Here is a 24,319-nt window from a genome sequence, read left to right on the forward strand (position 1 = left end):
GACGGACGGCCCGCGGCCCCCCGTGGGTCGCGGGCCGTTCCGTGCCCGGTCGGCCGTCAGGCCTCAGGCCCTCAGGCCCTCAGTCCGCCAGCGGGAGATACACGCGGTTGCCCGCGGCTGCGAACTCCTTGGACTTCTGGAGCATGCCCTCGGCGATCTCGTCGTCCGTCGCCCCGGACGCGCCGCCGCCGAACTGTTCCGTAATGCTCCGGCTGATCTTCATCGAGCAGAACTTCGGCCCGCACATGGAGCAGAAGTGCGCGGTCTTCGCCGGCTCCGCCGGAAGCGTCGCGTCGTGGTACTCCCGCGCCGTGTCCGGGTCGAGGGCCAGATTGAACTGGTCCTCCCACCGGAACTCAAAACGGGCGTCCGACAGCGCGTCGTCCCACTCCTGCGCCCCGGGGTGCCCCTTGGCGAGATCCGCCGCATGCGCAGCGATCTTGTAGGTGATGACGCCGGTCTTCACATCGTCGCGGTCCGGCAGGCCCAGATGCTCCTTGGGCGTGACGTAGCACAGCATGGCAGTGCCCCACCAGGCGATCATGGCGGCGCCGATGCCGGAGGTGATGTGGTCGTAGGCCGGCGCCACATCGGTCGTCAGGGGCCCCAGGGTGTAGAAGGGCGCCTCCTCGCAGATCTCCTGCTGCAGATCGACATTCTCCTTGATCTTGTGCATCGGGACATGGCCCGGACCCTCGATCATCGTCTGTACGTTGTGCCGCTTGGCGATCCGGTTGAGCTCCCCGAGCGTCCTCAACTCGGCGAACTGCGCCTCGTCATTGGCGTCCGCGATCGAACCGGGCCGCAGACCGTCTCCGAGGGAGTACGTCACGTCGTACGCGGCGAGGATCTCGCAGAGCTCCTCGAAGTTCTCGTACAGGAACGACTCCTTGTGGTGCGCCAGACACCACGCCGCCATGATCGAGCCGCCGCGCGAGACGATGCCGGTCTTTCGGCGCGCGGTCAGCGGCACATAGCGCAGCAGCACGCCCGCGTGGACCGTCATATAGTCCACGCCCTGCTCGGCCTGCTCGATGACCGTGTCCTTGTAGATCTCCCAGGTCAGCTCCTCGGCCTTGCCGTCGACCTTCTCCAGGGCCTGGTAGAGCGGCACGGTCCCGATCGGGACGGGGGAGTTCCGCAGCACCCACTCGCGCGTGGTGTGGATATTGCGGCCGGTCGACAGGTCCATGACCGTGTCCGCGCCCCAGCGGGTCGCCCAGGTCATCTTCTCGACCTCTTCCTCGATGGAGGAGGTGACCGCTGAGTTGCCGATGTTCGCGTTGACCTTCACCAGGAACCGCTTGCCGATGATCATCGGCTCGATCTCCGGGTGGTTGACATTGGCGGGCAGCACGGCCCGGCCGGCCGCGATCTCCTCGCGTACGACCTCGGGCGAGACGTTCTCGCGGATCGCGACGAACTCCATCTCCGGGGTGATCTCACCCCGGCGGGCATAGGCGAGCTGGGTGACGGCCTGGCCGCCGCGGCCCCGGCGGGGCTGGCGCGGGCGTCCGGGGAAGACGGCGTCGAGATTGCGCAGGCCGCCGCGCGGCGATGTGTGCTTGATCCCGTCGTCCTCGGGGCGTACCGGACGGCCCGCGTACTCCTCCGTGTCGCCCCGGCCGATGATCCAGTTCTCCCGCAGCGGGGGCAGCCCCCGGCGTACATCGGTCTCGACGTTCGGGTCGGTGTACGGCCCGGACGTGTCGTACAGGGTCACGTCCTTGCCGTTGGTGAGGTGCACCTTGCGGACGGGCACCCGGATGTCGGCGCGTGAGCCCGCTGGGCCCCCGACGTATCCCTTGTGCCAGCCGATGGACTTCCCGGCCTCGCCGCTCGGGGCGCCGAGAGCACCCGGATCACCCGGAGCGCTCTGGGTGGAAGCGCCCTCAGCGGAATCGCCCTGAGCGGAGGCAGGCGTGCGTGAAACGTCCGATGTGGTCATAAGACCTACTCCCTACGCCGGCATTACCCGGTAACAGGTTCGGCGGTCGACGCAGCGGTTTCCGTACTCGTCGTACGGAGGTCAGCGCCCTCTCAGCCCGGTGCTCCGAGCTCCCGCGTGTGCAAAGGTGCCACCACGCTAGCGTCATTTCTGGCGTGCTGAACAGAGGGGTGCCCCCGTTCTTGCGATGATCGGTCGGTGACTTCCTCGCCGCAGACGCCCGAACACCACGGCCACAGCCATGCCCACGGGCCCGCCGCGCCTGTCTCTCAGCATCTCCGCAGAGTGATCGCCGCGGTGCTGATTCCTTTCGCCACCGCGGTCTTCGTCGGCCTCGCCGTGCTCTGGCCCGGCGGTGCGCCGCCGCATGAGCGCACCGGTGTGGGCTTCGACCGGCAGACCTACCAGGGCAAGGTCGTCGAGGTCGAAGAGGTGGACTGCGCGGAGGTGAACGCCGCGCAGGTCCCTCCGACCGGAGACACCTCGACACCGGAGGGACGCGAGGCGATCAACTCCCAGCAGGGCATCTGCAAGCGGACGACGGTGGAGGTCACCAGCGGGCCGGACAAGGGGCGGACCTTTGTCGAAATCGTGCAGCCCGACGCTCCGCGGCAGTTGGAGGAGGGGCAGGGCGTGGTGGTGGCCTTTGCGCCGGACGCGCCGCGCGATCTCCAGTACTCCGTGATCGACGTAGATAGAAAACTCCCGATTGCCCTGCTTGCCGGAATCTTCGCGCTTGCAGTGATTCTGGTGGGCCGAATGCGCGGGGTGATGGCACTGATCGCATTGGCGACATCGTTCGCCGTGCTGACGCTGTTCATCCTGCCGGCGATTCTGCAGGGCTCGAATCCGCTGGTCGTGGCCGTGGTCGGAGCCAGCGCGATCATGCTGATCGCGCTCTATGCCTGTCATGGCATCACCGCACGCACCTCGGTGGCCGTGCTCGGCACATTGATCTCGCTGCTGCTGATCGGACTGCTCGGCTCCGTCTTCATCGACTGGGCCAGTCTGACCGGCAACACCGACGACTACACCGGTCTGATCCACGGCCTGTACCCGGACATCGATATGAGCGGACTGCTGCTGGCCGGGGTGATCATCGGATCGCTCGGTGTGCTCGACGATGTGACGGTGACACAGACCTCCGCGGTCTGGGAACTGCACCAGGCGGACCCCCGGATGGGGCCGCGCAAGCTGTATCAGGCCGCCATCCGGATCGGCCGCGACCACATCGCGTCCGTGGTCAATACGCTCGTCCTCGCCTATGCGGGCGCGGCGCTTCCGCTGCTGCTGCTCTTCTCCATCGCGCAGAGCAGTGTGGTGACGGTGGCCAACAGCGAGCTGGTGGCGCAGGAGATCGTACGGACGCTGGTGGGCTCGATCGGGCTGGTCGCCTCGGTGCCGCTGACGACGGGGCTTGCGGCGCTCGTCGTCTCGGCCGACCGACCCGCGGAAGCGGCCGCCGGCCCGGGGACCGGTACGGGGGGCGGTACGGGGGGCGGGACAGGCGGCCCGGGGGCCGGCGGCACGGCCTCGGGGGAGAAGCCAACCAGTCCGCGGCGGGGCGGCCGGGGCCGTCGCCGACGCGGCAAGTAGCCGAGGCGCTGCTCAGCCTGCGTTCTCCTCGGCGAGGATCCGCCCGAGCGTGGCCTCCAGATTGCCCTCAAAGCCGGAGAGCGCACCCTCCTGCCCCAGCGGCACCAGCGCATCCGTACGGTCGAGGAAGGCCACCAGAGGCGCCGCGCCCACCCGGAACAGCGCCCGGTCACCCCCGACCTGCAGCCTGATGGTCACATCGCGCAGCGCCCCTGATTCGCCGTAATCCAGCGGCGCGATACGCACATCACCGTGTCCCGCCGGGGCGTTGACGCCGTCGAGCAGCAGCTCCCGACCGAACGCCCAGGTCACCGGCGCATCACCGGGGAGATGGAAGGTCATACGCACCGCATAGGGATCTTCTGTGTCATAACACAGCTCCACTGGGATCTTGAAGGAGAGCTCCTCCGAGACCAGAAAGCACATCAGAACCTCGGCCTGGACCGACTCGCGCATCAGATACCCCACAGCAGATGAAGCAATGAAATGAAATTCATGGTGAAAATGCGATACTGCTCCGGAATGCCCCATCGGCCTTCTTGAGCAGCCCACTTGACGCCATCGTGCTGGAAGCAGCACCTGATCACAAGCAGTGATTTTTCAGATACTGATAGAGAAGGCAAGGGAGCTCAGAAGTTGGCCAATTCCGCTGCGCAACTGCTCCGCCGCCGGAAGCAGACGTCCCTGCTGATCGGACGGCAGCGAAATGGCCATCGCGGCGGCGCCGGAGCCGGCGGTGATCGGAATCGCGGCGCACACGGTGCCCAGCGCGTATTCCTGCCGCTCCACGACGGGCTCCATACGGCCCATCGCACTCAGCCGCTCCAGCAGCGTGCGCTGATCGCGCACGGTGTACGGGGTGATGGCCTGGACGGGATGCCGGTCCAGATGGTCGAGGCGGGCCGGTTCATCGAGCTGGCTGAGCAGACACTGGCCCAGCGCATGCGCATGCCCGGTCTCGCGGAAGTCCGCCCACTCGTCGACGGCGGGCGCATAGGGGGTGTCGGCAACGGCGACGATTTCGATTTCACCCTCGCGGTAGACCGCGAAGTAGACGGGCACCCCGATCGCGTCCCGCCAGTGCGTCAATGACTCCTCGAGTTTGGTCAGACGATTCTGCTGTGCCACATCCATGGCCAGGCGGCTCACCGAAGCGCCGAGGACGAACACCCCGTTCTCACGCCGGAGATAGTCCTCGTGCGTCAGGGTGCGCAGCAGGTGATAGGCGGTGGGCAGGGGGAGCCCGGCTTCCCGTGCGAGCTGCTTGGCGGGGGCTCCGTCCGGGTGGGAGCCCACGGCCTCCAGAAGTCTGAGCGCTCGCTGCACCGAGCCGATCAGCGTAGGGGCAGCGGCATGAGTCGCCGTTGTTGCCGTGGCCAATGGTCACCCCCAGGCGTGGTGACGGGCTGCGGGCCCGCCCGCGGGGGCCGCCCCCGCGCACCCGCCACCCCTTCTGTCGACCGCAAGGGCGGCAGAGCTTTGCCACTGTAGGGGCAGGCCCTGTCCGGGCAAGGGGTTTGCCTGGAGCGTTCCCCCCTGCGGGCTAACGCCGGGGGCGAGGGTGTGCGAGCTCCGCTCTACCAGTCGCCGCGTGAGCCCGACGACGATATGAACTTCCTCACAACGAAGATGAGCCCGCCGACCAGCGCGACGAAGAGCAGCACCTTGAAGAGCAGACTGATCACAAAGCCGACGACGCTGGCGATCATCCCCCCGAACAGGACAAGGGCGATGACGGGCACCGCAACCCACTTGACCCACCAGGGCATCCCGGCGAATATCTCCCGCACGGCCATCGTCCCTACCTCACTTCTGAAGACTCGCTGTCTGAAAGAGACTCGCTGCGTTCTCTCGGTATCGATGCTAGGCGTACGGGGGTGGTGAGCGGGGGTTCGACAGCCCTTGATAACCCCTGAATGAACCCCTAGGGACCGCCGGGCGCGGCCGTCAGCCCTCCGGCGGAGAGAAGACCACCATCACCCTCAGGTCCTCGGTGATGTGGTGGAACTTGTGCGGAACCCCGGCCGGCACATAGATCACGCTGCCCCGCGCCGCCTCGGTCGTCTCCGTGCCCACGGTGATCGACGCACGCCCGCTCACGACGAAGTAGACCTCGTCCTGGTTGTGCGGAAGCTGTGGATCCAGCTCCCCCGCGTCCAGTGCGTACAGCCCGACCGACATGTTCCGCTCACGCAGGAACTGGAGGTATGCGCCTTGGTTGGCGACGCGCTCAGCCTCCAGCTCGTCCAGTCGGAATGCCTTCATCGCCTGTCCGCCCCTGCCCTTCACCCGATCGCGTCTGCCACGATCAGACACATGATGAATTTCGTAGTCAAGACGATCGCCAACGCGGTGGCTCTGGCGGTCGCCATCTGGCTCTTCCAGGACATCACCCTCACCGGTGAGAGCACCGGCAAGAAGACCATGACGCTGATTCTGGTGGCCCTGCTCTTCGGTCTGGTCAACGTCATCGTCAAGCCGGTGGTGAAGCTGCTCACGCTGCCGCTCTTCATCCTCACCCTCGGGCTGATCACCCTGGTGATCAACGCACTGATGCTACTGCTGACCTCGTATCTCGCCGACACTCTCGACCTGAACTTCCATGTCGACGGCTTCTGGACCGCTGTCGGGGGCGCGCTGGTCATCTCCATCGTCTCCTGGGCGATGAACGTGGCCCTGCCGGACAAGGACTGACCGGATGAGCGGCCATGGCGAGCCGGGAAACCGGGCCGACGGCCCGTCGGGCGGTCTGCCGGGCGACGGCACCAGGGCGGTACGGGCGGGACTGCCCGAACCCGTGCCGTACGAGCCCGCGCTGCCGGGTCCGGTCTTCGCCGCCCACTTCCATCTGCCGGGCGAGCCGACGGGCCCGTACACCTACGGCCGCGACGAGAATCCGACGTGGACGCGGCTGGAACAGGCCGTGGGAGAGCTGGAGGCGCCCGGGGAGAGCGTCGAGACGGTCGTCTTCGCCTCCGGCATGGCGGCCGTGTCGGCGGTGCTGTTCTCCCAGCTGCGGGCCAATGACGCGGTGGTCCTGCCGGATGACGGCTACCAGGCGCTGCCGCTGCTGGGGGAGCAGCTGCGGACATACGGGGTCGAGGTGCGGACCGCCCCCACCGGCGGCGACGCCCAGCTCGGCCTGCTGGACGGCGCACGACTGCTTTGGATCGAGTCGCCGTCCAACCCGGGTCTTGAGGTCTGTGACATCCGGCGGCTGACCAGGGCCGCCCACGCCGCGGGCGCGCTCGTCGCCGTCGACAACACGCTCGCGACCCCTCTCGGACAGCGCCCCCTCCAGCTGGGTGCGGATTTCTCGGTGGCCAGCGACACCAAGGGGACAACAGGCCATGGCGATCTGCTGCTCGGCCATGTGGCCTGCCGTGATGCCGAGCTCGCGGCCGACGTGCGGCGCTGGCGGAAGGTCGTCGGGGCCATTCCCGGGCCGATGGAGGCCTGGCTGGCGCACCGTTCGCTGGCCACCGTGCAGCTGCGTGCCGACCGCCAGTGCGCCAATGCGCTGGCGCTCGCGAAAGCGCTGAGCCGGCGAGCCGGGCCCGGCGGCCCGGCGGATGTGCAGGCGGTGCGCTATCCGGGGCTGCCGTCCGACCCCTCGTACCCAACCGCCTCACGGCAGATGCGGCGCCACGGCTGTGTCGTCTCCTTCACCCTGCCCGACCGCGCCCATGCCGAGCGGTTTCTGTCCCGGCTGACGCTGGTCGACGACGCCACCAGCTTCGGGGGCGTCCGGTCCACCGCGGAGCGACGCGGCCGCTGGGGCGGCGATGCGGTGCCGGAGGGTTTCATCCGCTTCTCGGCGGGGATCGAGGACACGGACGACCTGGTGACGGACGTTCTCCGGGCGCTCGACAGGGCCGCGGACGAGGCGGCGGACGAGGCGGCGGAGGACTGAGCCGCGACGCGCAAGGCGGCAGGCTGAACGAGGCGGTCCGAGCCTCCCCCCTCCTGGCTCGGACCGCCGGGCGATCCGAGCGTGCAGAGCCGCTTCAAGGACCGCGTCAACAAGGCTAGTTGACTCTGCGTCAGTGTCCAATCACAGTAGCGACAGCAACCTATCGACTTATTTATAGTTGGACTGGTCCGGGGGAAAGGTCGGGTCGGGAGGGGCACGGCATGGATCTGGCCCTGCTGCGCACATTCGTCACAGTGCACCGGGCCGGCTCCTTCACCCGCGCCGCCGCGCTTCTCGGGCTCTCGCAGCCCGCCGTGACCGGGCAGATCCGCACCCTGGAACGGCAGCTCGGCCGCCCGCTCTTCCTCCGTCAGGCCCGCGGCGTCACCCCCACCACCATCGGCGACGAGCTGGCCCACCGCGCGGCACCGCATCTGGACGCCCTGGTCGAGATCGCCGAAGCCGGGCTGGACGAGGAGTCCGGGGTACGGACCCTGCATCTGGCCGGGCCCCCCGAATTCACCTCGCAGCGCGCGCTGCCCGCCCTCACCCCGCTGATCGGCCAGGGGCTCGCCGTGCGGGCCGCCTTCGGAACCTCCGAAGAGACGCTGGACGGGCTTGCCGCGGGCCACCACGATCTGGCCATCGCCACCGCGCGGCCGCGCGGCCGGCTGCTCGCCTCGACCCCGCTGTGCGACGAGGAGCACGTCCTGGTCGCCGCGCCGCGCTGGGCCGCCCGGCTCGGTCCCGACGTCCTGCGCGAGGGCCGCGTGCTGCTGGAGCAGTTGCCGGTCGTGGAGGTCCATGAGTCGCTGCCGCTGGTCTCCCGCTACTGGTCCGCGGTCTTCGAGTCCAAGCCGGCCGCCGCCGCAGCCGTCATCGCGCCCGACCTGCGGGCCGTGCTGGAGGCGACGGCAGCGGGGGCCGGGCTCGCCGTCCTGCCGCGCTATCTGTGCGAGGAAGCCCTGGCAGAGGGCCGGGTGGCCGCCCTGCTGGAGCCTCCGGTGCCGCCGCTGCGCACCTACTTCCTGGTCGTACGCACCGGAACGCTCGCCCTCCCGCATATCGCACGGGCGCATGAGCGCCTGCTGCGGGCCGCCGTGGACTGGTGACGGCCTCTCCCGGCCGATGAGAGGGCCACCGCAGAGCCGAGGGGAGTTTCAGAGCCGCCGGTGCGGGCGACTCTCTTGCCATGACCGAACGACCGGTGGTCAAGCGCACCGCACGCGCCATCCTCCTCGACGGAGACGATCTCGTCCTGATCAAGCGCACCAAGCCCGGGGTGGATCCCTACTGGCTGACTCCGGGCGGCGGGGTCGAGCCGGGCGACGCGACCGTCGTCGACGCCCTCCACCGGGAGGTCGACGAAGAGCTCGGTGCGAAGATCACCGATGTGGTGCCGTGTTTTGTGGACACCGTGGAGCACATCGCCGAGGGCGGTGTGACCGGAGTGAAGGTGCAGCACTTCTTCGTCTGCCGACTGGAGTCGATGGACCCGGCGCGACGTCATGGGCCGGAGGTCGACGAGCCCCTCGGCGAGTACGAGATCGTACGGGTGCCGTTCAGCCGGGTCGGCATCGCCGCGGTGCACCTGGTGCCGCTGTCCCTGCGGCACTATCTGGACGGCAACATCGAGGGCGTACGGGCGATGCACGCCCCCGACCTGGGCTGACCGCCGGGCGTCTCACGGTCAGCCGGCCAAGGGCGTCAGTCGGCCGTGCCGACGAGCTCCTCAAGCGAGTCATGGCGGATCCGCTCCGACGGGATGCCGGCGCCCCGCAGCGCGTCGACGCCGCTGCGGATCATGCCGGGCGGACCCGAGAGATAGGCGTCGTACTCGTACCAGGGGCCGAACTCGCGCACGGCGTCCGGGAACTGCGACCGGTCGTCGACCACCGCGCGCACCGAGAGCCAGGGATGCGACTGCTGAAGCCGCAGCATGGTGTCGATGTCGTAGAGGTCGACGTCCGTGCGCGCCCCGTAGAAGACCTCGACAGGCCGCCGCTCGCCATGCTCGGCGACATCCTCGACCAGCGCCTTGATGGGAGCGATGCCCGTGCCGCCGCCAAGGCAGAGCAGTCCGCTGTCGGTGCTGTGATCGACGGTCATGGAGCCGCCGGGCGGGCCTAGGCGCAGCACATCGCCCGGGCGGGCGTGGTGGACCAGGGCATTGGAGACCCAGCCGGCCGGAACCGCCTTCACATGGAAGGAGAGCAGGCCGTCCGGGCGGGGCGCCCCCGCGAAGGAGTAGTGCCGCCAGACCCGCGGCCACCAGGGTGTCTCAAGGCTGGTGTACTGCCCTGCCAGAAACGGATACGGCTGATGGGGCCGGACCATGACGATCGCGATATCGGGGGTCCTGAGCTCGTGCGAGACCACCTCGGCCTCCCACCACGCGGGCGCGCGGCGTTCGTCCTCGGATGCCGCGTCGATCATGATCTGCGAGATTGCCGTATAGGTGCGCACCCAGGCCGCCTCGGTCTCCTCGTCCCAGGTGGTCGTGGCATACCGGGTCAGCGCGCCGATCAACGCCTCGCCGACGGCCGGGTAGTGACCGGGCTCGGTGCCGTACTTGCGGTGGCCGCGGCCCAGGTTGCGCAGATAGTCGGTCAGCACCGCGGCGTTGTCCATATGCTCCGCAGCCGTCAGCAGGGCCTTGAGCAGACGGTCGCGCTGGGCGTCCATGGCGGCGGGGAAGAGGGACCGCAGTTCGGGGTGGCGGACGAAGAGCAGCGCGTAGAAGTACGAGGTGACCTTGTCCGCGACCGGCGCGATCTCGGCCATGGTGCGCCGGATCAGCATCGCGTCAGGCGAAGCACCGGCCGAATCGCCCGGCTCGGCCGGGGCGGAGGCCGAGGTGCGCCGCGGCAGAGGTATTCGCCCCCGTCCCGTCTCCTCCCCCATGGCCCGCTCGGCCTCCGCAGGACTCTGTTCAGGTGTCTCGGCGGAGGCGTCGGCACGGCGGGGGGACGGTGCCATACGAGGGGTGAACCATCCGCCGCCCCCTCCCCGCCCATCGGAAGAACTTCCCCCCGAGGTGCCGTTTCCGGCCGACGTAGTGGTCGGAGCGTCCATCGTGTGCCTCGCCTCGAACATCTTTCGGTCGGTCCCTGCACATCCGCCGATCCGGAAGTGCCTTGATTTCCCGCCCTGCCCAGGACTGCGCCCAGCCCACACTAACGTTTGGCCGCTCATGGATTCGGAAGAACCGGCACCGGAATGTGACTTTGGCCGTAGCACGCCTGTCCAGTCCCTGACCCGGTTTCCGCACAGACCCAATGCCCGATCTCCACGTGACGCTTCTCGGCTGGATGTTTCACGTGAAACCGGCTTCCGGAGCGGGCGCCACTTGTGGATCTTGGTCAGATCGTGGAAAACGCTGGACGAACGATCAACAGATCCGACAGCCTGATCCCCATGCCGACATCCGTTGCCGCACTGCCCATCAGGCGTCTGACCTTGGACGACCTCCACTCCTGCGCCGATCTGTCGGAGGATCGCGGCTGGCCTCGCGAGGAGCACAAGTGGGGTCTTCTCCTCAGTGCCGGCACGGGTTACGGAATCGACGACCCTCAGGGCAAGGGGCTGATCGCCGGCTGCGTCGTCACGTCGTACGGACCCGGGCTCAGCGCTGTCGGCATGGTGCTGGTGGCCGAACGGCATGCGCGCCAGGGCATCGGAAAGCGGCTGATGCGGCATGTACTGAAGGAGTACGAAGGCACCCCGCTCACCCTGCACGCCACACCGAACGGGCAACCTCTGTATGAACAGCTGGGCTTTGCCACGACCGGCCGGGCCGAAATGGTCCGCGGCCCCTTCATGCTCTCCGGGCGAACGCCCCGGGTGAGCACCCGCCCGGCCACAGCCGATGACCTCCAGGCCATTCTGAAGCTGGACGCCGAGGTTTTCGGGCAGGACCGCACTCATATCATCGCCCGCCTCCCCGCCTTCGCCGATCAGCTCCGGGTCGCGGAAGACGCCGGCGCACTGACCGGGTTCGCCGCGGCCTGGCCCAACATGGACACCTACGTGGTCGGCCCCCTGATCGCCCATAACACGGAAACGGCCAAGGGCTTGATCGCCTCGCTTGCGGTGGAGGCCGATCGGCCGCTCCGTACGGACATCGATGTTCGACATAAGGAGCTGCTCACCTGGCTGAAGGCCCAGGGGCTGGAGTCGATCGCCCACAACGCGGTGATGACCCATGGCATCCCGGCCCTGCCCGGCGACTGGACCCGCCGCTTCGCGCCTCTGACCGTCGCCGCCGGCTGAACCCACGACGCCCGCGACGCCCGCGGCCGCCGCCTAGGCTGCGGAGCGTGAGCGCGGCCCGGCGGGAGCCATCAGCCCGGGATCCTCGGAGAGCTCGGGCAGCAGCGCTTGGACGTGTGTCCTTTCACCGACTGCTGTGTGGGCGGTAGGGCTGGAGGAGCTGGTCGACGGGGGCGTAGTCGTCGGTGAGCAGTGACGCATCGCCGATCCACGAGGCGAGGGCGTCACCAGTGGCGATCTTCCAGCCGGTCTGCCGGGAGTCCAGTGCTTCCTGGGCCGCGCGTAGGTCGACCGGTCGCTTGGCGGCGAGCACCACCAGATTGCCGCCCTCGGGGGTGGCAGCCGGGTCGAGGCCGATGTCGGCGGGCGCGCCGACGAGGGCGACGTGCTCGAAGATCTCGCTGAGGGTGGCTACTTCGGCACGTGCGAAGGCCAGACCACCGTGATCGATGAGGTTGGCGACATACAGGCCGTCCTTGTTGAGCACCCGCCGTACGTCAGTCATCGCTTCCACCGTAGTGAGGTGCCACGGCACGCTGACGCCCCCGAAGGCGTCGCCTACGACGAGGTCACGACTGCCGGCGTCCAGTCGCCGCACACCGAGCCTGCCGTCCTCGGCACGTACATCGATACCGGCTTCTGGTCTCAGACCGAGTCGGTCGCGGTTGATGCGCACGACCCCGCTGTCGACCTCGGATACAAGGCTGCGGGTCCCGGGCCGCGTGGCTGCCAGATAACGGGGAAGGGTGAGCCCGCCGCCGCCCAGATGGTGGGCAGCAAGTGGCTCACCTTCGGGAAAGGCGGCATCGACCACCGCCGCGATGGCGCGCACATAGGTGAACTCAAGGAAGGTCGGATCGTCGATGTCGACGTAGGAGTGCCGCAAGCCGTCCAGAACGAGCGTGCGGCCGACGCCCCGGTCGGGGTCGGCGACAACCCGTGCGCAGTGGTACCTGGTCTCCGTATCGCAGCCACCGGGCGCGACCATGGTGGCGAGGCCGCCGGAAACGACTGCGAGTGTGAGGGCAGGGGTGCTGCTCCATCCGCGCGTTCGCCACTCAACCAGCGCCGCACCGACCACCAGCAGTGTTCCAAGGCCGATCAGGATGCCGCTGACCGGCAACCGCGACACCAGGACGAAGCCGGTGAGGACGGTTCCGGCGATTGCGCCGACGGTGCCGACGCCGGACAGTCGGCCGACAACCGTTCCGGTCTCGGCGAGGCGGGTCAGACGCAGCTTGGTCACGATCGGCGTCACCGCAGAGAGCAGCGCGCCCGGCACGAGGATGGTCAGCGACGCGGTCAACAACAGCATCGCCGGCGCCCATTCGGCGGTGGTGCGCAGCACGGCGGGAGTAAGCGCCACGACCGCTCCCGACACCCCGAGCGAGGGCCCTAGGAGCCGTCGTGGATTGACCTGGTCGGCGATGCGCCCACCCAGCCAGGAGCCGAGGGCGATCGCGGTGAGGGCGATGCCGATCACCATGGTGCTGGTCTCAAGGGTGAGGCCGAGGTAGGGAGCCAGCAGCCGCAAAGCGACGATCTCGACCACCAGCACTGCGGCCGAGGACCCGAACACAAGCACGACGGCAGCACGGGGACCCAGGCCATTGCCGCGAGGCGCGCCCTCGGCGACATGCGAGGAAGGCGATCCGGTCACGGCCGACATCTTTACACGCGACGCGGCATCGCCACATGCCGTGTAGGTCTCGCCGCCGATGACATGTCGATCTTCTGCTACCTGCTGGTTCGCGGTTGTCTCACCGCGATGTCACCCAAGATCAGTCTCAGATCGATGCCATTTCCTCGGCGGAACGATGAGTCTGCGGCTGAGCCACCGAGCACGAGGACTACATGCGAGTTCAGATCGCGCACCGATGAGTTTCCCGCGCCGCGCCGGTCTGTACGCGTGAGACCGACTCAAGGAAGGCTGGCGCCATGCGGAAATTGATCTACGGCATGAATCTGACCCTGGACGGCTACATCGCCGCGCCCGGCGACGACATCGGCTGGAGCGAGCCGAGCGACGAGCTGTTCCAGTTTTGGTCCGACCAGTTGCAGGCGACCGACCTGACGCTGTACGGGCGCAAGCTGTGGCAGACGATGAGCTCCTACTGGCCGACCGGCGACCAGCAGCCCAACGCCACCCCGGCGGAGATCGAGTTCGCGCGCCGCTGGCGGGACATGTCGAAGGTGGTGTTCTCCTCGACGATCGACAAGGTCGACTGGAACACCCGCCTGGTCACCGGCGACGCGGTCGCCGAGATCACCCGGCTCAAGGCCGAGGACGGCGGCCCGATGGACATCGGCGGCGCGACGCTCGCCGGGTCGGCCATGCGGGCCGGGCTGATTGACGAGTACGTGCTGGCCACCGCGCCGGTCCTGGTGGGCGGCGGCACGCCGTTCTTCACCGCGCTGGACAACTGGGTGAACCTGAACCTGGTGGAGACGCGGACACTTCCCTGCGGCGTGATCCTGACCAGGTACGAGACGAGGCGCTGAGCGCCCGTCACGCGACTCGACCGCCTGCCGGGTCCACGCGAACGTGAACGCCACCACCGGGGTGAACAGTTGGCAGTGCAGCTTCACATCCACCACTGCTCAGTGGTCAAGATGTAATCCGGGATGTGTTTGCGGGCCTGTCCCTCCGCCACGGACACTGTCCATCGCGTACACCCACCCCACGGGCAACGACCTGTACAGCAAAGGGCGTCAGCCAGGCGCTGAGGGCGGAGCGGGCCGGAACCCCGCCATCCGAAAGGGTGAGAACCCCGACCAGCGAGTCTCACGAAGACGGCATAAGTGCCGCCGATGTGCTATCGGAGATGAGACTGTGCCGTGCGAAATCTGAGACCCTACACCGACGGCTCAGGTCTGGGCCATGTCCACAAAGCGGGAGTAGTGGCCCTGGAAGGCGACGGTGATGGTCGCCGTGGGGCCGTTACGGTGCTTGGCGACGATCAGGTCGGCCTCGCCCGCGCGCGGGGACTCCTTCTCGTAGGCGTCCTCGCGATGGAGAAGGATCACCATGTCCGCGTCCTGCTCGATCGAGCCGGACTCTCGCAGGTCCGAGACCATCGGTTTCTTGTCCGTGCGCTGTTCCGGGCCACGGTTCAGCTGGGAGAGGGCGATCACGGGGATCTCCAGCTCCTTGGCGAGCAGCTTGAGGTTCCGGGACATGTCCGAGACCTCTTGCTGGCGGCTCTCCGCGCGGCGGGAGCCGCCGGACTGCATCAGCTGGAGGTAGTCGATGACGACCAGCTTCAGATCGTTGCGCTGCTTGAGCCGACGGCACTTGGCGCGGATCTCCATCATCGACAGATTCGGCGAGTCGTCGATGTAGAGCGGGGCCTGCGACACATCCGGCATCCGGCGTGCCAGCCGGGTCCAGTCTTCGTCGGTCATGGTGCCCGAACGCATATGGTGCAGGGCGACCCGCGCCTCCGCGGAGAGCAGACGCATCGCGATCTCGTTGCGGCCCATTTCCAGGGAGAAGATCACGCTCGGCAGATTGTTCTTGATGGAGCAGGCGCGGGCGAAGTCCAGCGCCAGCGTGGACTTGCCCATGGCCGGACGCGCCGCGATGACGATCATCTGGCCTGGATGCAAGCCGTTCGTCAGGGAGTCGAAGTCCGTGAAACCCGTGGGCACGCCGGTCATCTCACCGCTGCGGGAGCCGATCGCCTCGATCTCGTCGAGGGCGCCCTCCATGATCTCGCCCAGCGGGAGATAGTCCTCGCTGGTGCGCTGCTCGGTGACCGCGTAGATCTCCGCCTGAGCTGAGTTCACGATCTCGTCGACATCGCCGTCGGCCGCATAGCCCATTTGCGTGATCTTGGTGCCGGCCTCCACCAGTCTGCGCAGGACCGCACGCTCACGCACGATCTCCGCGTAGTACGAGGCATTGGCCGCGGTGGGCACCGTCTGGACCAGGCCATGCAGATAGGGGGCGCCGCCGACCTTGGCGATCTCACCGCGCTTCACGAGCTCCGCGGCCACGGTGATCGGGTCCGCCGGCTCACCGCGTGCGTAGAGGTCGAGAATCGCCTGATAGACCGTCTCATGGGCGGGCCGGTAGAAGTCCTGGCCCTTGATGATCTCCACGACATCGGCAATGGCGTCCTTGGACAGCAGCATGCCGCCCAGCACGGACTGCTCCGCGTCGAGGTCCTGGGGCGGCACCCGCTCGAACGCTGCCGAGCCGCCGTCCCAGCCATGGTCGACACCGCGCTCGTGCTGGTCCTCACGGCCGGTGCGGCCGTCGCCACGGCGCTGACGGGAAACGGGCAGACGGTCCCCGGGGCTGCTGCTCTCGGCCCACGGGTCGTCCACAGGCTCGGAAATGCTCACCGGACCACCTCCTCCCGTCCGCTCCGCGGACCTCGCCGTGCCCCTCTTCCTACGGCACGACACTGACAAAACGCGCTGCCAGACTCCGCTTCCGGCGCGTCAGGCGACGGTCCACGGTAGGCCCGCGGGCACCGTCAGCCAATCTGGTTATCCACAGGCAAGGGGGACAGGGTGTGGATGACGGACCAGATGCTGTGGAGAACATCCGCGAACCTGTGCACGGAGCAGGGGACAGGGCTGTGGACAAAGTCTCAAGCCTGCCGCCACACCCCATGTGACCTGCACTTTCTCCATCCACCGGCTGTGGGGGAGAAAAACTTTCCCGACTGGACCAAGATCAGAACAAACGGCGCACAGCAGTTGCCGCACCGACCCGCAAAGTAAGGGCTGATAGTTGGTTGCATCTATTACCTGTGGAAGATTAGATTGCCGCCATGACCCAGGCCCCCGAGCTGCCCAAGGAACGCCGCCGCCGGCACGACCGAGAGATCATCGCGCTCGCCGTCCCCGCCTTCGGCGCCCTGGTCTCCGAACCGCTCTTCGTGATGGCCGACAGCGCCATCATCGGCCACCTCGGCACCACTCAGCTCGCAGGCCTGGGCGTAGCGGCAGCCCTGCTGATGACCGCCGTCAACGTCTTCGTCTTCCTTGCGTATGCGACCACCGCAGCCGTCGCCCGCCGTGTCGGCGCCGGCGATCTGGCCTCCGCCATCCGCCAGGGCATGGACGGCGTCTGGCTTGCCCTGCTGCTCGGCGTCGCGGCCGTCGCCGTCGCACTGCCCACCGCGCCCTGGCTGGTGCACGCCTTCGGAGCCTCGGACACCGCGGCCCCCTATGCGATCACCTATCTGCGCATCTCCAGCCTCGGCATCCCCGCCATGCTGACAGTCCTGGCGGCCACCGGCGTGCTGCGCGGTCTGCAGAACACCCGGACTCCCCTCTACGTCGCCATCGGCGGTTTCGCATCGAACGCCGCCCTGAACGCACTGCTCGTCTACGGCGCGGGCCTGGGCATCGCCGGGTCCGCCTGGGGGACCGTCATCGCCCAGTGCGCAATGGCCATCGCCTATCTCATCGTCGTGGTCCGCGGAGCACGGCAGCACGGCGCCTCGCTCCGGCCGGATGCCGCAGGCATCCGTGCGAGCGCTCAGGCCGGCGTTCCACTGTTGATCCGCACCCTGTCGATTCGGGCTGTACTGATGATCGCCACCGCGGTGGCGGCACGGCTCGGGGACGTCGACATCGCCGCCCATCAGATCGTGCTGTCCCTGTGGAGCCTGCTCGCCTTCGCGCTCGACGCCATCGCCATCGCAGGCCAGGCGATCATCGGGCGGTATCTGGGGGCAGGGGACGCCGCGGGCGCACGGCAGGCCTGTCGACGAATGGTCGAATGGGGTGTGGCAGCCGGGCTGGTGCTGGGGCTGCTGGTGGCGGGCTCACGACCGCTCTTCATTCCGCTGTTCACCAGCGACCCCGCTGTCTACGACACCCTGCTGCCGGTGCTCCTGGTCGTCGCTGTCAGCCAACCGATCGCAGGTGTCGTCTTCGTTCTCGACGGCGTGCTGATGGGCGCTGGGGACGGGCCCTATCTGGCCGGGGCCATGCTGGTGACCCTCGCCGTATTCGCACCGGTCGCACTGCTGGTCCCCGCGTTCGGCGGCGGGCTGACCGCACTGTGGTGGGCCATGGCGCTGATGATGGCGGTGCGCATGCTGACCTTGTGGTGGCGTACCCGCTCCGGACTCTGGATCGTGACCGGTGCGACGCGGTAGCGCTGAGGGCCTCACGGCAGCCATCTCGCGACGTTTCACGTGAAACAACGCAGAGAGGCAACGCACAGCAGACAACTCACACAGCGACGCAAAAGGGGCCGCACTCCAAGAGTGCGGCCCCTTTCGGCTGCAAACGTCAGGCGCTCACTCAGGCGGCGATGACCTCGACGCCGAGAGTCGCGGCGACCTCGGGGTGCAGACGCACGGACACCTGGTGCGAGCCCAGGGTCTTGATCGGCGAACCGAGCTCGACACGGCGCTTGTCGACCTTCGGGCCACCGGCAGCCTCAATCGCCGAAGCGATGTCGGCCGGAGTGACGGAGCCGAAGAGACGACCGGCGTCGCCGGAGCGAACAGCCAGACGCACCTTGACGGCCTCAAGCTGAGCCTTGATCTGGTTGGCCTGCTCGATGGTCGCGATCTCGTGGATCTTGCGGGCGCGGCGGATCTGCGCCACGTCCTTCTCGCCGCCCTTGGTCCAGCGGATCGCGAAGTTCCGCGGGATCAGGTAGTTGCGAGCGTAGCCGTCCTTGACGTCGACGACGTCGCCAGCGGTGCCGAGGCCGGAGACCTCGTGGGTGAGGATGATCTTCATATGCCGGTCACCCTCTCCTTAGCGCGCGGTGGACGTGTAGGGCAGCAGTGCCATCTCACGGCTGTTCTTGACGGCCGTGGCGACGTCACGCTGGTGCTGCGTGCAGTTGCCGGTGACGCGGCGGGCACGGATCTTGCCGCGGTCGGAAATGAACTTCCGCAGCATGTTCGTGTCCTTGTAGTCCACGTACGCGGTCTTGTCCTTGCAGAATGCGCAGACCTTCTTCTTCGGCTTGCGCACAGGCGGCTTCGCCATGGTGTATCTCCTGTGTGATCAAGAAGTGGGGGTACGAGCTGCCCCGGAGCCCCTGAGGGGCCCAGGACCCCTTAGAAGGGGGGCTCGTCCGAGTAGCCGCCGCCGGAACCGCCGGAGCCGCCGGAGCCGCCGGAGCCGCCGCCCCAGCCTCCTCCGCCGCCCTGCTGGCCGCCGCCGGCCGGCGCGCTGGTGGACCAGGGGTCGTCGGCGGGAGCGCCGCCGCCCTGCTGACCACTGCCGGGGCCGCCGCCCCAGCCGCCGCCCTGCTGCTGCCCGCCGCCATATCCACCCTGGGCGCCGCGGCCGCTGGTCTTGGTGACCTTGGCGGTCGCGTTCCGAAGGCTGGGGCCGACCTCGTCGACGTCCAGCTCGAAGACCGTGCGCTTGACGCCCTCGCGGTCCTCGTAGGACCGCTGCTTGAGCCGGCCCTGAACGACGACGCGCATGCCGCGCTGGAGCGACTCGGCGACGTTCTCCGCGGCCTGACGCCAGACCGAGCAGGTGAGGAAGAGGCTCTCGCCGTCCTTCCACTCATTGGTCTGGCGGTCGAAGGTGCGGGGAGTGGACGCGACGCGGAACTTCGCGACCGCCGCACCGGACGGGGTGAAGCGCAGCTCGGGGTCGTCGACGAGATTGCCGACGACCGTGATGACGGTCTCGCCTGCCATGGATGAACCTCTCGGCGGGGATTGCTTCTGGCTGCTTGCTGCTACTCGGGCCCGATGACCTCTGAGCTAGGCGCTCAGTGGGTCTCGGGACGGAGGACCTTGGTCCGGAGGACCGACTCGTTCAGGTTCATCTGGCGGTCGAGCTCCTTGACGACCGCAGGCTCGGCCTGCAGGTCGATGACCGAGTAGATGCCCTCGGGCTTCTTCTTGATCTCGTAAGCGAGACGACGACGGCCCCAGGTGTCGACCTTCTCCACCTTTCCGTTGCCCTCGCGGACGACGGAGAGGAAGTTCTCGATCAGCGGGGAGACAGCGCGCTCCTCGAGATCGGGGTCGAGGATGACCATCACCTCGTAGTGACGCATGTGTAACCCACCTCCTTTGGACTCAGCGGCCACGGTCGTTCCGTGGCAGGAGGGTCGTGATGCGTTGGCACCGATGTCTGACGAGTAAAACAGCCGCCACTGACAATCCGGTCTGACGAGCCCCGGCCGACCGTCGCGGTCGGGTCGGGTTCAGCTCTCGGAATCGCGTTTCCGGCCTGGACAGACACCAGTGCAGAACGTACACAGTACCCGCCGACCCGCTTCCGGTTGAAATCCGCAGGCTGGCGGACGCAATCTGTACACATCGGGTGTGCGCGGCGCTACAGTGCGCCGCGCTCCGGCTACGCCAGGAGGTGCCTCATGGCACAGACAATGCGTCCCTCCGGATCTCTGCTCGCCACGGACGGCAAGCCCCACCCCGTCCAGGACACCCTCATGGTCGTGACACTGCTGCTCGGCGCGCTGTCCTTCACATCGGCACAGTTCCACGATCTGCATCTGCTCAGCTCGTGGTCGGGGCTCGTGGGCATCCTCACCGGGGCGTACGGGCAGTACATCTCGGCGACCACGCGCGAGCGCTTCCTGCTGATCATCGGGCTCGGCGCGTCCGCCGTGGGGTTCTTCCTCGGCATGGCACACGGCGGACTCTTCGGCGGGGTCATCGGCTGACGCCCCGGCGAATGTCTGCGCTGGCAGCAGGCGACGGGCAACCGCAACCGGCAACCTGAGTTATCCACAGGCCATTCGGGGCGCTCTCCCCGCCCAGTAGGCTTCGGCACGAGAGCCGGAGCCCCTGACCCATGGGGACACACCAGCCGAGGAGCGCCCCGCAATGAGCCTGACCCTGAGGACCATCAGCCGTGAGCAGCATCTGGCGTATATCCAGAGCCTGCCCTCGGCCAGTCACTGCCAGGTCCCGGCATGGGCGGACGTGAAGACCGAGTGGCGTTCGGAGAATCTGGGCTGGTTCGACAAGCACGATCAGCTCGTGGGCGCGGGCCTGGTGCTCTACCGGCAGCTACCCAAGATCAAGCGCTATCTCGCGTACCTCCCCGAGGGCCCCGTCATCAACTGGTACGCCCCGAACCTCGAGGACTGGCTGCAGCCGATGCTGGCCCACCTCAAGCAGCAGGGCGCCTTCTCCGTGAAGATGGGCCCCCCGGTGGTCATCCGGCGGTGGAACGCCGCAGCGATCAAGGCCGGCATCCAGGACCCGGATGTGAAGCGCCTCCGGGATGTCGAGGCGACGCACATCGAGCCGCGCGCCTTCGAGGTGTCCGACCGGCTGCGCAAGATGGGCTGGCAGCAGGGAGAGGACGGCGGCGCCGGCTTCGGCGACGTCCAGCCGCGCTATGTCTTCCAGGTGCCGCTCGCCGACCGCTCGCTCGACGATGTCCAGAAGGGCTTCAACCAGCTGTGGCGGCGCAATATCAAGAAGGCCGACAAGGCGGGCGTCGAGGTCGTCCAGGGCGGCTATGACGACCTCGCCGAGTGGCAGCGGCTCTATGAGGTGACCGCCGAGCGCGACCGCTTCCGGCCCCGCCCGCTGTCGTACTTCCAGCGGATGTGGACCGTCCTCAACGCCGAGGACCCCAACCGCATGCGTCTGTACTTCGCTCGCCACGAAGGGGAGAACGTGGCCGCGGCGACCATGCTGATCGTCGGTGGACACGTCTGGTACTCATACGGCGCCTCGGCCAACCACAAGCGCGAGGTCCGTCCGTCGAACGCGATGCAGTGGCGGATGCTGCGCGATGCGTACGCGATGGGGGCCACTGTCTACGACCTGCGCGGAATCAGCGACTCCCTGGACGAGACCGACCACCTCTTCGGACTGATCCAGTTCAAGGTCGGCACCGGCGGCGAGGCCGTCGAGTACGTGGGCGAGTGGGACTTCCCGCTCAACAAGCTGCTCCACAAGGCGCTGGACATGTATATGTCCCGCCGCTGACCGCGGCACAGCCCCCTCTAGTCTGAACATTCCCGACACATCAGAGAGGTACCGGACCGCATGGCGCTCTCCCTCTACGTCGACACCGCGCGCTGGCGGGCGCACCAGAAGTCCGTGATCGACCAGTTCCCCGGGCTGGTCCCCGTGTGCAAGGGCAATGGCTATGGCTTCGGCCATGAGCGGCTCGCCGAGGAGACGACGCGCTTCGGGGCCAACCTGCTCGCCGTGGGCACCACCTACGAGGCGGCGCGGATCAAGGACTGGTTCAGTGGGGATCTGCTGGTGCTGACCCCCTTCCGGCGCGGCGAAGAACCGGTTCCGCTGCCGGACCGCGTGGTGCGCTCGGTCTCCTCCGTCGACGGTGTGCACGCCCTGGTGGGGGCGCGTGTCGTCATCGAGTGCATGAGCACCATGAAGCGCCACGGCGTCACCGAGCAGGACCTCGGACAGCTCCAGTCGGCCATCGAGGACGTACGGCTGGAAGGCTTCGCGCTGCATCTGCCGCTCGACCGCACGGACGGCTCGGACGCGGTCGAGGAGGTCATCACCTGGATGGACCGGCTGCGGGCCGCCCGGCTGCCGCTGCACACCATGTTCGTCAGCCATCTCAAGGCCGAGGAGCAGCAGCGGCTGCATCAGCAGTTCCCGCAGACCCGCTTCCGTGCGCGCATCGGCACCCGGCTCTGGCTCGGCGACCATGACGCGACCGAGTACCGGGGCTCGGTGCTCGATGTGACCCGTGTGGCCAAGGGCGACCGCTTCGGCTACCGGCAGCAGAAGGCGGCGTCGGACGGCTGGCTCGTCGTGGTGGCGGGGGGCACCTCCCATGGCGTCGGCCTGGAGGCGCCGAAGGCGCTGCACGGCGTGATGCCGCGCGCGAAGGGCGTGGCGAGGGCCGGTCTGGCGACGGTGAACCGCAATCTGTCGCCGTTCGTGTGGGCGGGCAAGCAGCGCTGGTTCGCCGAGCCGCCGCATATGCAGGTGTCGATCCTCTTCGTGCCGTCGGATGCGCCGGAGCCCAAGGTCGGCGACGAGCTGGTGGCGCATCTGCGGCATACGACGACGCAGTTCGACCGGCTCGTGGACCACTGACCCCACCACTGACCCCACCACTGACCCCACCGCTGACCCGACCGCTGGTCCACCGGGGAGTGGGGGACGCTTAGCGCGTCCCCCACTCCACCCGGACGCCGTCCGCCGTGTGAGGCGCCTGGCGCGGATCGCGTTCCGCGGCTCTGCCCAGGACGAAGACATCCTCCGCGCCGTCGAGCACCCCGCCCGAGGGGTCGTCCGACCCGTCCCTGCGCACGCCGTCCCGTTCCGGCTTGAGAATGTCCCGTACCACCACGGCGCACAGATACAGGGTGCCCAGCAGATGCAGGGCGATCGCGATCTGGTAGCCCTCGGGCGGCAGTCCCTGGTGCTTCTCGCTCGTCGTATAGGCGAGGTACATCCAGATGCCCAGGAAGTACACGACCTCGCAGGCCTGCCACACCAGGAAGTCCCGCCAGCGCGGTCGGGCCAGCGCGGCGAGCGGGATCAGCCACAGCACGTACTGCGGTGAGTAGACCTTGTTGGTGAGGATGAACGCGGCCACCACAAGGAAGGCGAGCTGGGCGAGACGCGGCCGGCGCGGCGCGGTCAGGGCCAGCGCCGCGATGCCCCCGCAGGCCAGCAGCATCAGCACCATGGCGTAGGCGTTGACCGACTCGACCTCGATGCCCCTGCCCGTGCGCTGGGTGATGATCAGCCAGAAGGAGCCGAAGTCGATCTGACGCTCCTGACTGAAGGTGTAGAACTTCTTCCAGCCGTCCGGCGCCAGGGCCATCACCGGCAGATTCACCGCCAGCCACGCTCCGGCGGCTCCCAGGAACGCGGTGGCGAACTCCCGCCACTTCCCGGCGCGCCAGCACAGCAGCAGCAGCGGTCCCAGCAGCAGCGCCGGATAGAGCTTGGCAGCGGTGGCCAGGCCGATGAGGACGCCAAAGGCAAGCGCGCGGCCGCGCGACCACATCAGCAGCGCCGCGGCGGTGAGGGCGACGGCCAGCAGATCCCAGTTGATGGTCGCGGTGAGCGCGAAGGCGGGCGCCAGAGCCACCAGCAGTGCGTCCCAGGGGCGGCGGCGGTGTGTGCGGGCGACGCACACGGCGATGACCGCGGCACAGGCCATCAGCATGCCCGCGTTGATCATCCAGTACATCTGCTCCTGGCTCTTCAGATCGCCGCCCGGAATGCCCAGCCAGGACGCCGCATCGTTGATCCAGGACGCGACCTGCATAAACAGGCCGGTCAGCACGGGGTACTCGAGATACTCCATATCGCCGGGCAGTCGGTCGAAGTACGGGATGAGCCCGTCGGAGAATCCACGGCCGAGGTAAAGGTGCGGAATGTCCGAATAGCAGGCGTGTGTGTACTGGGAGCTGGCACCCCGGAACCACGCCCAGTTGTAACAGGGCAGCTTCTGCACCATCCCGAGGGCGAACATCCCGATGGCGACCAGCGCGACGACGCGCACGGGGGTCAGCCGGCCGTTGCCGCCGCGCCTGGCCCAGCGGCCCGCAGGGCCGCCGATCAGCTCGCTGCCGGCCGCGGCGATCTCGTCCCGCCGGGTGGGGCGCACCTCGGGCCGGTCCTTGGTCGTCGGGCTCGTTCTCTCCGCGCTGGGCATGCTGC

24 protein-coding genes and 1 riboswitch are annotated in these 24,319 nt (G+C 68.1%); of the genes, 11 read left to right on the top strand and 13 right to left on the bottom strand.

The features are described from left to right. Window positions 1–79: 79 nt before the first annotated feature. A complete protein-coding gene (gene thiC / locus OF819_RS12440; RefSeq protein WP_267243531.1) occupies window positions 80–1,948 on the bottom strand; it encodes a phosphomethylpyrimidine synthase ThiC in 1,869 nt (622 codons plus the stop codon). Beyond that, window positions 1,941–2,075, bottom strand: a riboswitch (TPP riboswitch). (Overlaps the previous gene by 8 nt.) A 71-nt stretch (window positions 2,076–2,146) precedes the next feature. Between thiC and OF819_RS12445 the strand changes: the two genes are divergently transcribed. Next, window positions 2,147–3,544 (top strand): YibE/F family protein, encoded by a 1,398-nt coding sequence (locus OF819_RS12445; RefSeq protein ID WP_267243532.1) that lies wholly within the window; start codon window positions 2,147–2,149, stop codon window positions 3,542–3,544. 12 nt (window positions 3,545–3,556) lie between these two features. Here the strand turns inward: OF819_RS12445 and OF819_RS12450 are convergent, their stop codons facing one another. The 4 genes from OF819_RS12450 to OF819_RS12465 form a co-directional block, all read right to left on the bottom strand. Next, the gene (locus tag OF819_RS12450; protein ID WP_267243533.1) at window positions 3,557–4,000 is read right to left on the bottom strand and encodes an SsgA family sporulation/cell division regulator; all 444 of its coding nucleotides are present in this window, start codon (window positions 3,998–4,000) and stop codon (window positions 3,557–3,559) included. Between the two features lie 144 nt (window positions 4,001–4,144). Next, window positions 4,145–4,870, bottom strand: a complete 726-nt coding sequence (locus OF819_RS12455) for an IclR family transcriptional regulator (RefSeq protein WP_267243534.1) — start codon at window positions 4,868–4,870, stop codon at window positions 4,145–4,147. Window positions 4,871–5,121: 251 nt separating this feature from the next. Then, window positions 5,122–5,334 carry a DUF5326 family protein gene (locus OF819_RS12460; RefSeq protein WP_267243535.1) on the bottom strand — a complete coding sequence of 71 codons (213 nt, stop codon included), beginning with the start codon at window positions 5,332–5,334 and terminating at the stop codon, window positions 5,122–5,124. 157 nt (window positions 5,335–5,491) lie between these two features. After that, complete coding sequence (locus OF819_RS12465) at window positions 5,492–5,809, bottom strand: cupin domain-containing protein (RefSeq protein ID WP_267243536.1); 318 nt, start codon at window positions 5,807–5,809, stop codon at window positions 5,492–5,494. 51 nt (window positions 5,810–5,860) lie between these two features. Between OF819_RS12465 and OF819_RS12470 the strand changes: the two genes are divergently transcribed. The 4 genes from OF819_RS12470 (at window position 5,861) to OF819_RS12485 (ending at window position 9,129) form a co-directional block, all read left to right on the top strand. Beyond that, entirely contained in the window at window positions 5,861–6,238 is a 378-nt protein-coding gene (locus OF819_RS12470; protein WP_267243537.1) for a phage holin family protein, read from the top strand. Between the two features lie 4 nt (window positions 6,239–6,242). Then, complete coding sequence (locus OF819_RS12475; RefSeq protein WP_267243538.1) at window positions 6,243–7,457, top strand: cystathionine gamma-lyase; 1,215 nt, start codon at window positions 6,243–6,245, stop codon at window positions 7,455–7,457. A gap of 221 nt (window positions 7,458–7,678) precedes the next feature. Next, window positions 7,679–8,569 (top strand): LysR family transcriptional regulator, encoded by an 891-nt coding sequence (locus tag OF819_RS12480; protein WP_267243539.1) that lies wholly within the window; start codon window positions 7,679–7,681, stop codon window positions 8,567–8,569. 80 nt (window positions 8,570–8,649) lie between these two features. Continuing rightward, window positions 8,650–9,129, top strand: a complete 480-nt coding sequence (locus tag OF819_RS12485) for an NUDIX domain-containing protein (protein WP_267243540.1) — start codon at window positions 8,650–8,652, stop codon at window positions 9,127–9,129. Between the two features lie 35 nt (window positions 9,130–9,164). On the opposite strand, the gene OF819_RS12490 is transcribed toward OF819_RS12485, so the two are convergent. After that, a complete protein-coding gene (locus OF819_RS12490) occupies window positions 9,165–10,532 on the bottom strand; it encodes a globin domain-containing protein (RefSeq protein WP_416370520.1) in 1,368 nt (455 codons plus the stop codon). A 342-nt stretch (window positions 10,533–10,874) separates the two neighbouring features. Here OF819_RS12490 and OF819_RS12495 point away from each other — a divergent pair, with 342 nt between their 5' ends. Beyond that, window positions 10,875–11,729, top strand: coding sequence for a GNAT family N-acetyltransferase (locus OF819_RS12495; RefSeq protein WP_267243660.1), 855 nt, complete (start codon window positions 10,875–10,877; stop codon window positions 11,727–11,729). Window positions 11,730–11,853: 124 nt separating this feature from the next. Here OF819_RS12495 and OF819_RS12500 read toward each other — a convergent pair whose 3' ends face one another. Then, the gene (locus OF819_RS12500; protein ID WP_267243542.1) at window positions 11,854–13,389 is read right to left on the bottom strand and encodes a fused MFS/spermidine synthase; all 1,536 of its coding nucleotides are present in this window, start codon (window positions 13,387–13,389) and stop codon (window positions 11,854–11,856) included. 278 nt (window positions 13,390–13,667) lie between these two features. Here OF819_RS12500 and OF819_RS12505 point away from each other — a divergent pair, with 278 nt between their 5' ends. Continuing rightward, window positions 13,668–14,231 carry a dihydrofolate reductase family protein gene (locus tag OF819_RS12505; RefSeq protein WP_267243543.1) on the top strand — a complete coding sequence of 188 codons (564 nt, stop codon included), beginning with the start codon at window positions 13,668–13,670 and terminating at the stop codon, window positions 14,229–14,231. Between the two features lie 366 nt (window positions 14,232–14,597). Here the strand turns inward: OF819_RS12505 and dnaB are convergent, their stop codons facing one another. Beyond that, window positions 14,598–16,061 (bottom strand): replicative DNA helicase, encoded by a 1,464-nt coding sequence (gene dnaB / locus OF819_RS12510; RefSeq protein WP_267243661.1) that lies wholly within the window; start codon window positions 16,059–16,061, stop codon window positions 14,598–14,600. A gap of 452 nt (window positions 16,062–16,513) precedes the next feature. On the opposite strand from dnaB, the gene OF819_RS12515 reads away from it, so the two are divergent. After that, window positions 16,514–17,851: an MATE family efflux transporter gene (locus tag OF819_RS12515; protein WP_267243544.1), complete on the top strand. Its 1,338-nt coding sequence runs from the start codon at window positions 16,514–16,516 to the stop codon at window positions 17,849–17,851. Window positions 17,852–17,999: 148 nt separating this feature from the next. On the opposite strand, the gene rplI is transcribed toward OF819_RS12515, so the two are convergent. From rplI to rpsF, 4 genes are all read right to left on the bottom strand, one after another. Continuing rightward, a complete protein-coding gene (rplI, locus tag OF819_RS12520) occupies window positions 18,000–18,446 on the bottom strand; it encodes a 50S ribosomal protein L9 (RefSeq protein WP_267243545.1) in 447 nt (148 codons plus the stop codon). A gap of 18 nt (window positions 18,447–18,464) precedes the next feature. Then, the gene (gene rpsR, locus OF819_RS12525) at window positions 18,465–18,701 is read right to left on the bottom strand and encodes a 30S ribosomal protein S18 (protein WP_005315025.1); all 237 of its coding nucleotides are present in this window, start codon (window positions 18,699–18,701) and stop codon (window positions 18,465–18,467) included. Between the two features lie 71 nt (window positions 18,702–18,772). Then, window positions 18,773–19,369 (bottom strand): single-stranded DNA-binding protein, encoded by a 597-nt coding sequence (locus OF819_RS12530; protein ID WP_267243546.1) that lies wholly within the window; start codon window positions 19,367–19,369, stop codon window positions 18,773–18,775. A gap of 74 nt (window positions 19,370–19,443) precedes the next feature. Beyond that, the gene (gene rpsF / locus OF819_RS12535; protein WP_004950685.1) at window positions 19,444–19,734 is read right to left on the bottom strand and encodes a 30S ribosomal protein S6; all 291 of its coding nucleotides are present in this window, start codon (window positions 19,732–19,734) and stop codon (window positions 19,444–19,446) included. A 321-nt stretch (window positions 19,735–20,055) separates the two neighbouring features. Here rpsF and OF819_RS12540 point away from each other — a divergent pair, with 321 nt between their 5' ends. The 3 genes from OF819_RS12540 (at window position 20,056) to OF819_RS12550 (ending at window position 22,738) form a co-directional block, all read left to right on the top strand. Next, the gene (locus OF819_RS12540) at window positions 20,056–20,364 is read left to right on the top strand and encodes a hypothetical protein (RefSeq protein ID WP_267243547.1); all 309 of its coding nucleotides are present in this window, start codon (window positions 20,056–20,058) and stop codon (window positions 20,362–20,364) included. A gap of 163 nt (window positions 20,365–20,527) precedes the next feature. After that, the gene (locus tag OF819_RS12545) at window positions 20,528–21,646 is read left to right on the top strand and encodes a lipid II:glycine glycyltransferase FemX (protein ID WP_267243548.1); all 1,119 of its coding nucleotides are present in this window, start codon (window positions 20,528–20,530) and stop codon (window positions 21,644–21,646) included. A 60-nt stretch (window positions 21,647–21,706) separates the two neighbouring features. Next, window positions 21,707–22,738, top strand: a complete 1,032-nt coding sequence (locus OF819_RS12550) for an alanine racemase (protein WP_267243549.1) — start codon at window positions 21,707–21,709, stop codon at window positions 22,736–22,738. Between the two features lie 70 nt (window positions 22,739–22,808). Here OF819_RS12550 and OF819_RS12555 read toward each other — a convergent pair whose 3' ends face one another. Then, a complete protein-coding gene (locus OF819_RS12555) occupies window positions 22,809–24,314 on the bottom strand; it encodes a glycosyltransferase family 87 protein (protein WP_267243550.1) in 1,506 nt (501 codons plus the stop codon). Window positions 24,315–24,319 lie beyond the last annotated feature (5 nt).

Origin of the sequence: Streptomyces sp. PR69 (assembly GCF_026420845.1) — a bacterium.
In the GTDB taxonomy this organism is placed as follows: Bacteria; Actinomycetota; Actinomycetes; order Streptomycetales; family Streptomycetaceae; genus Streptomyces.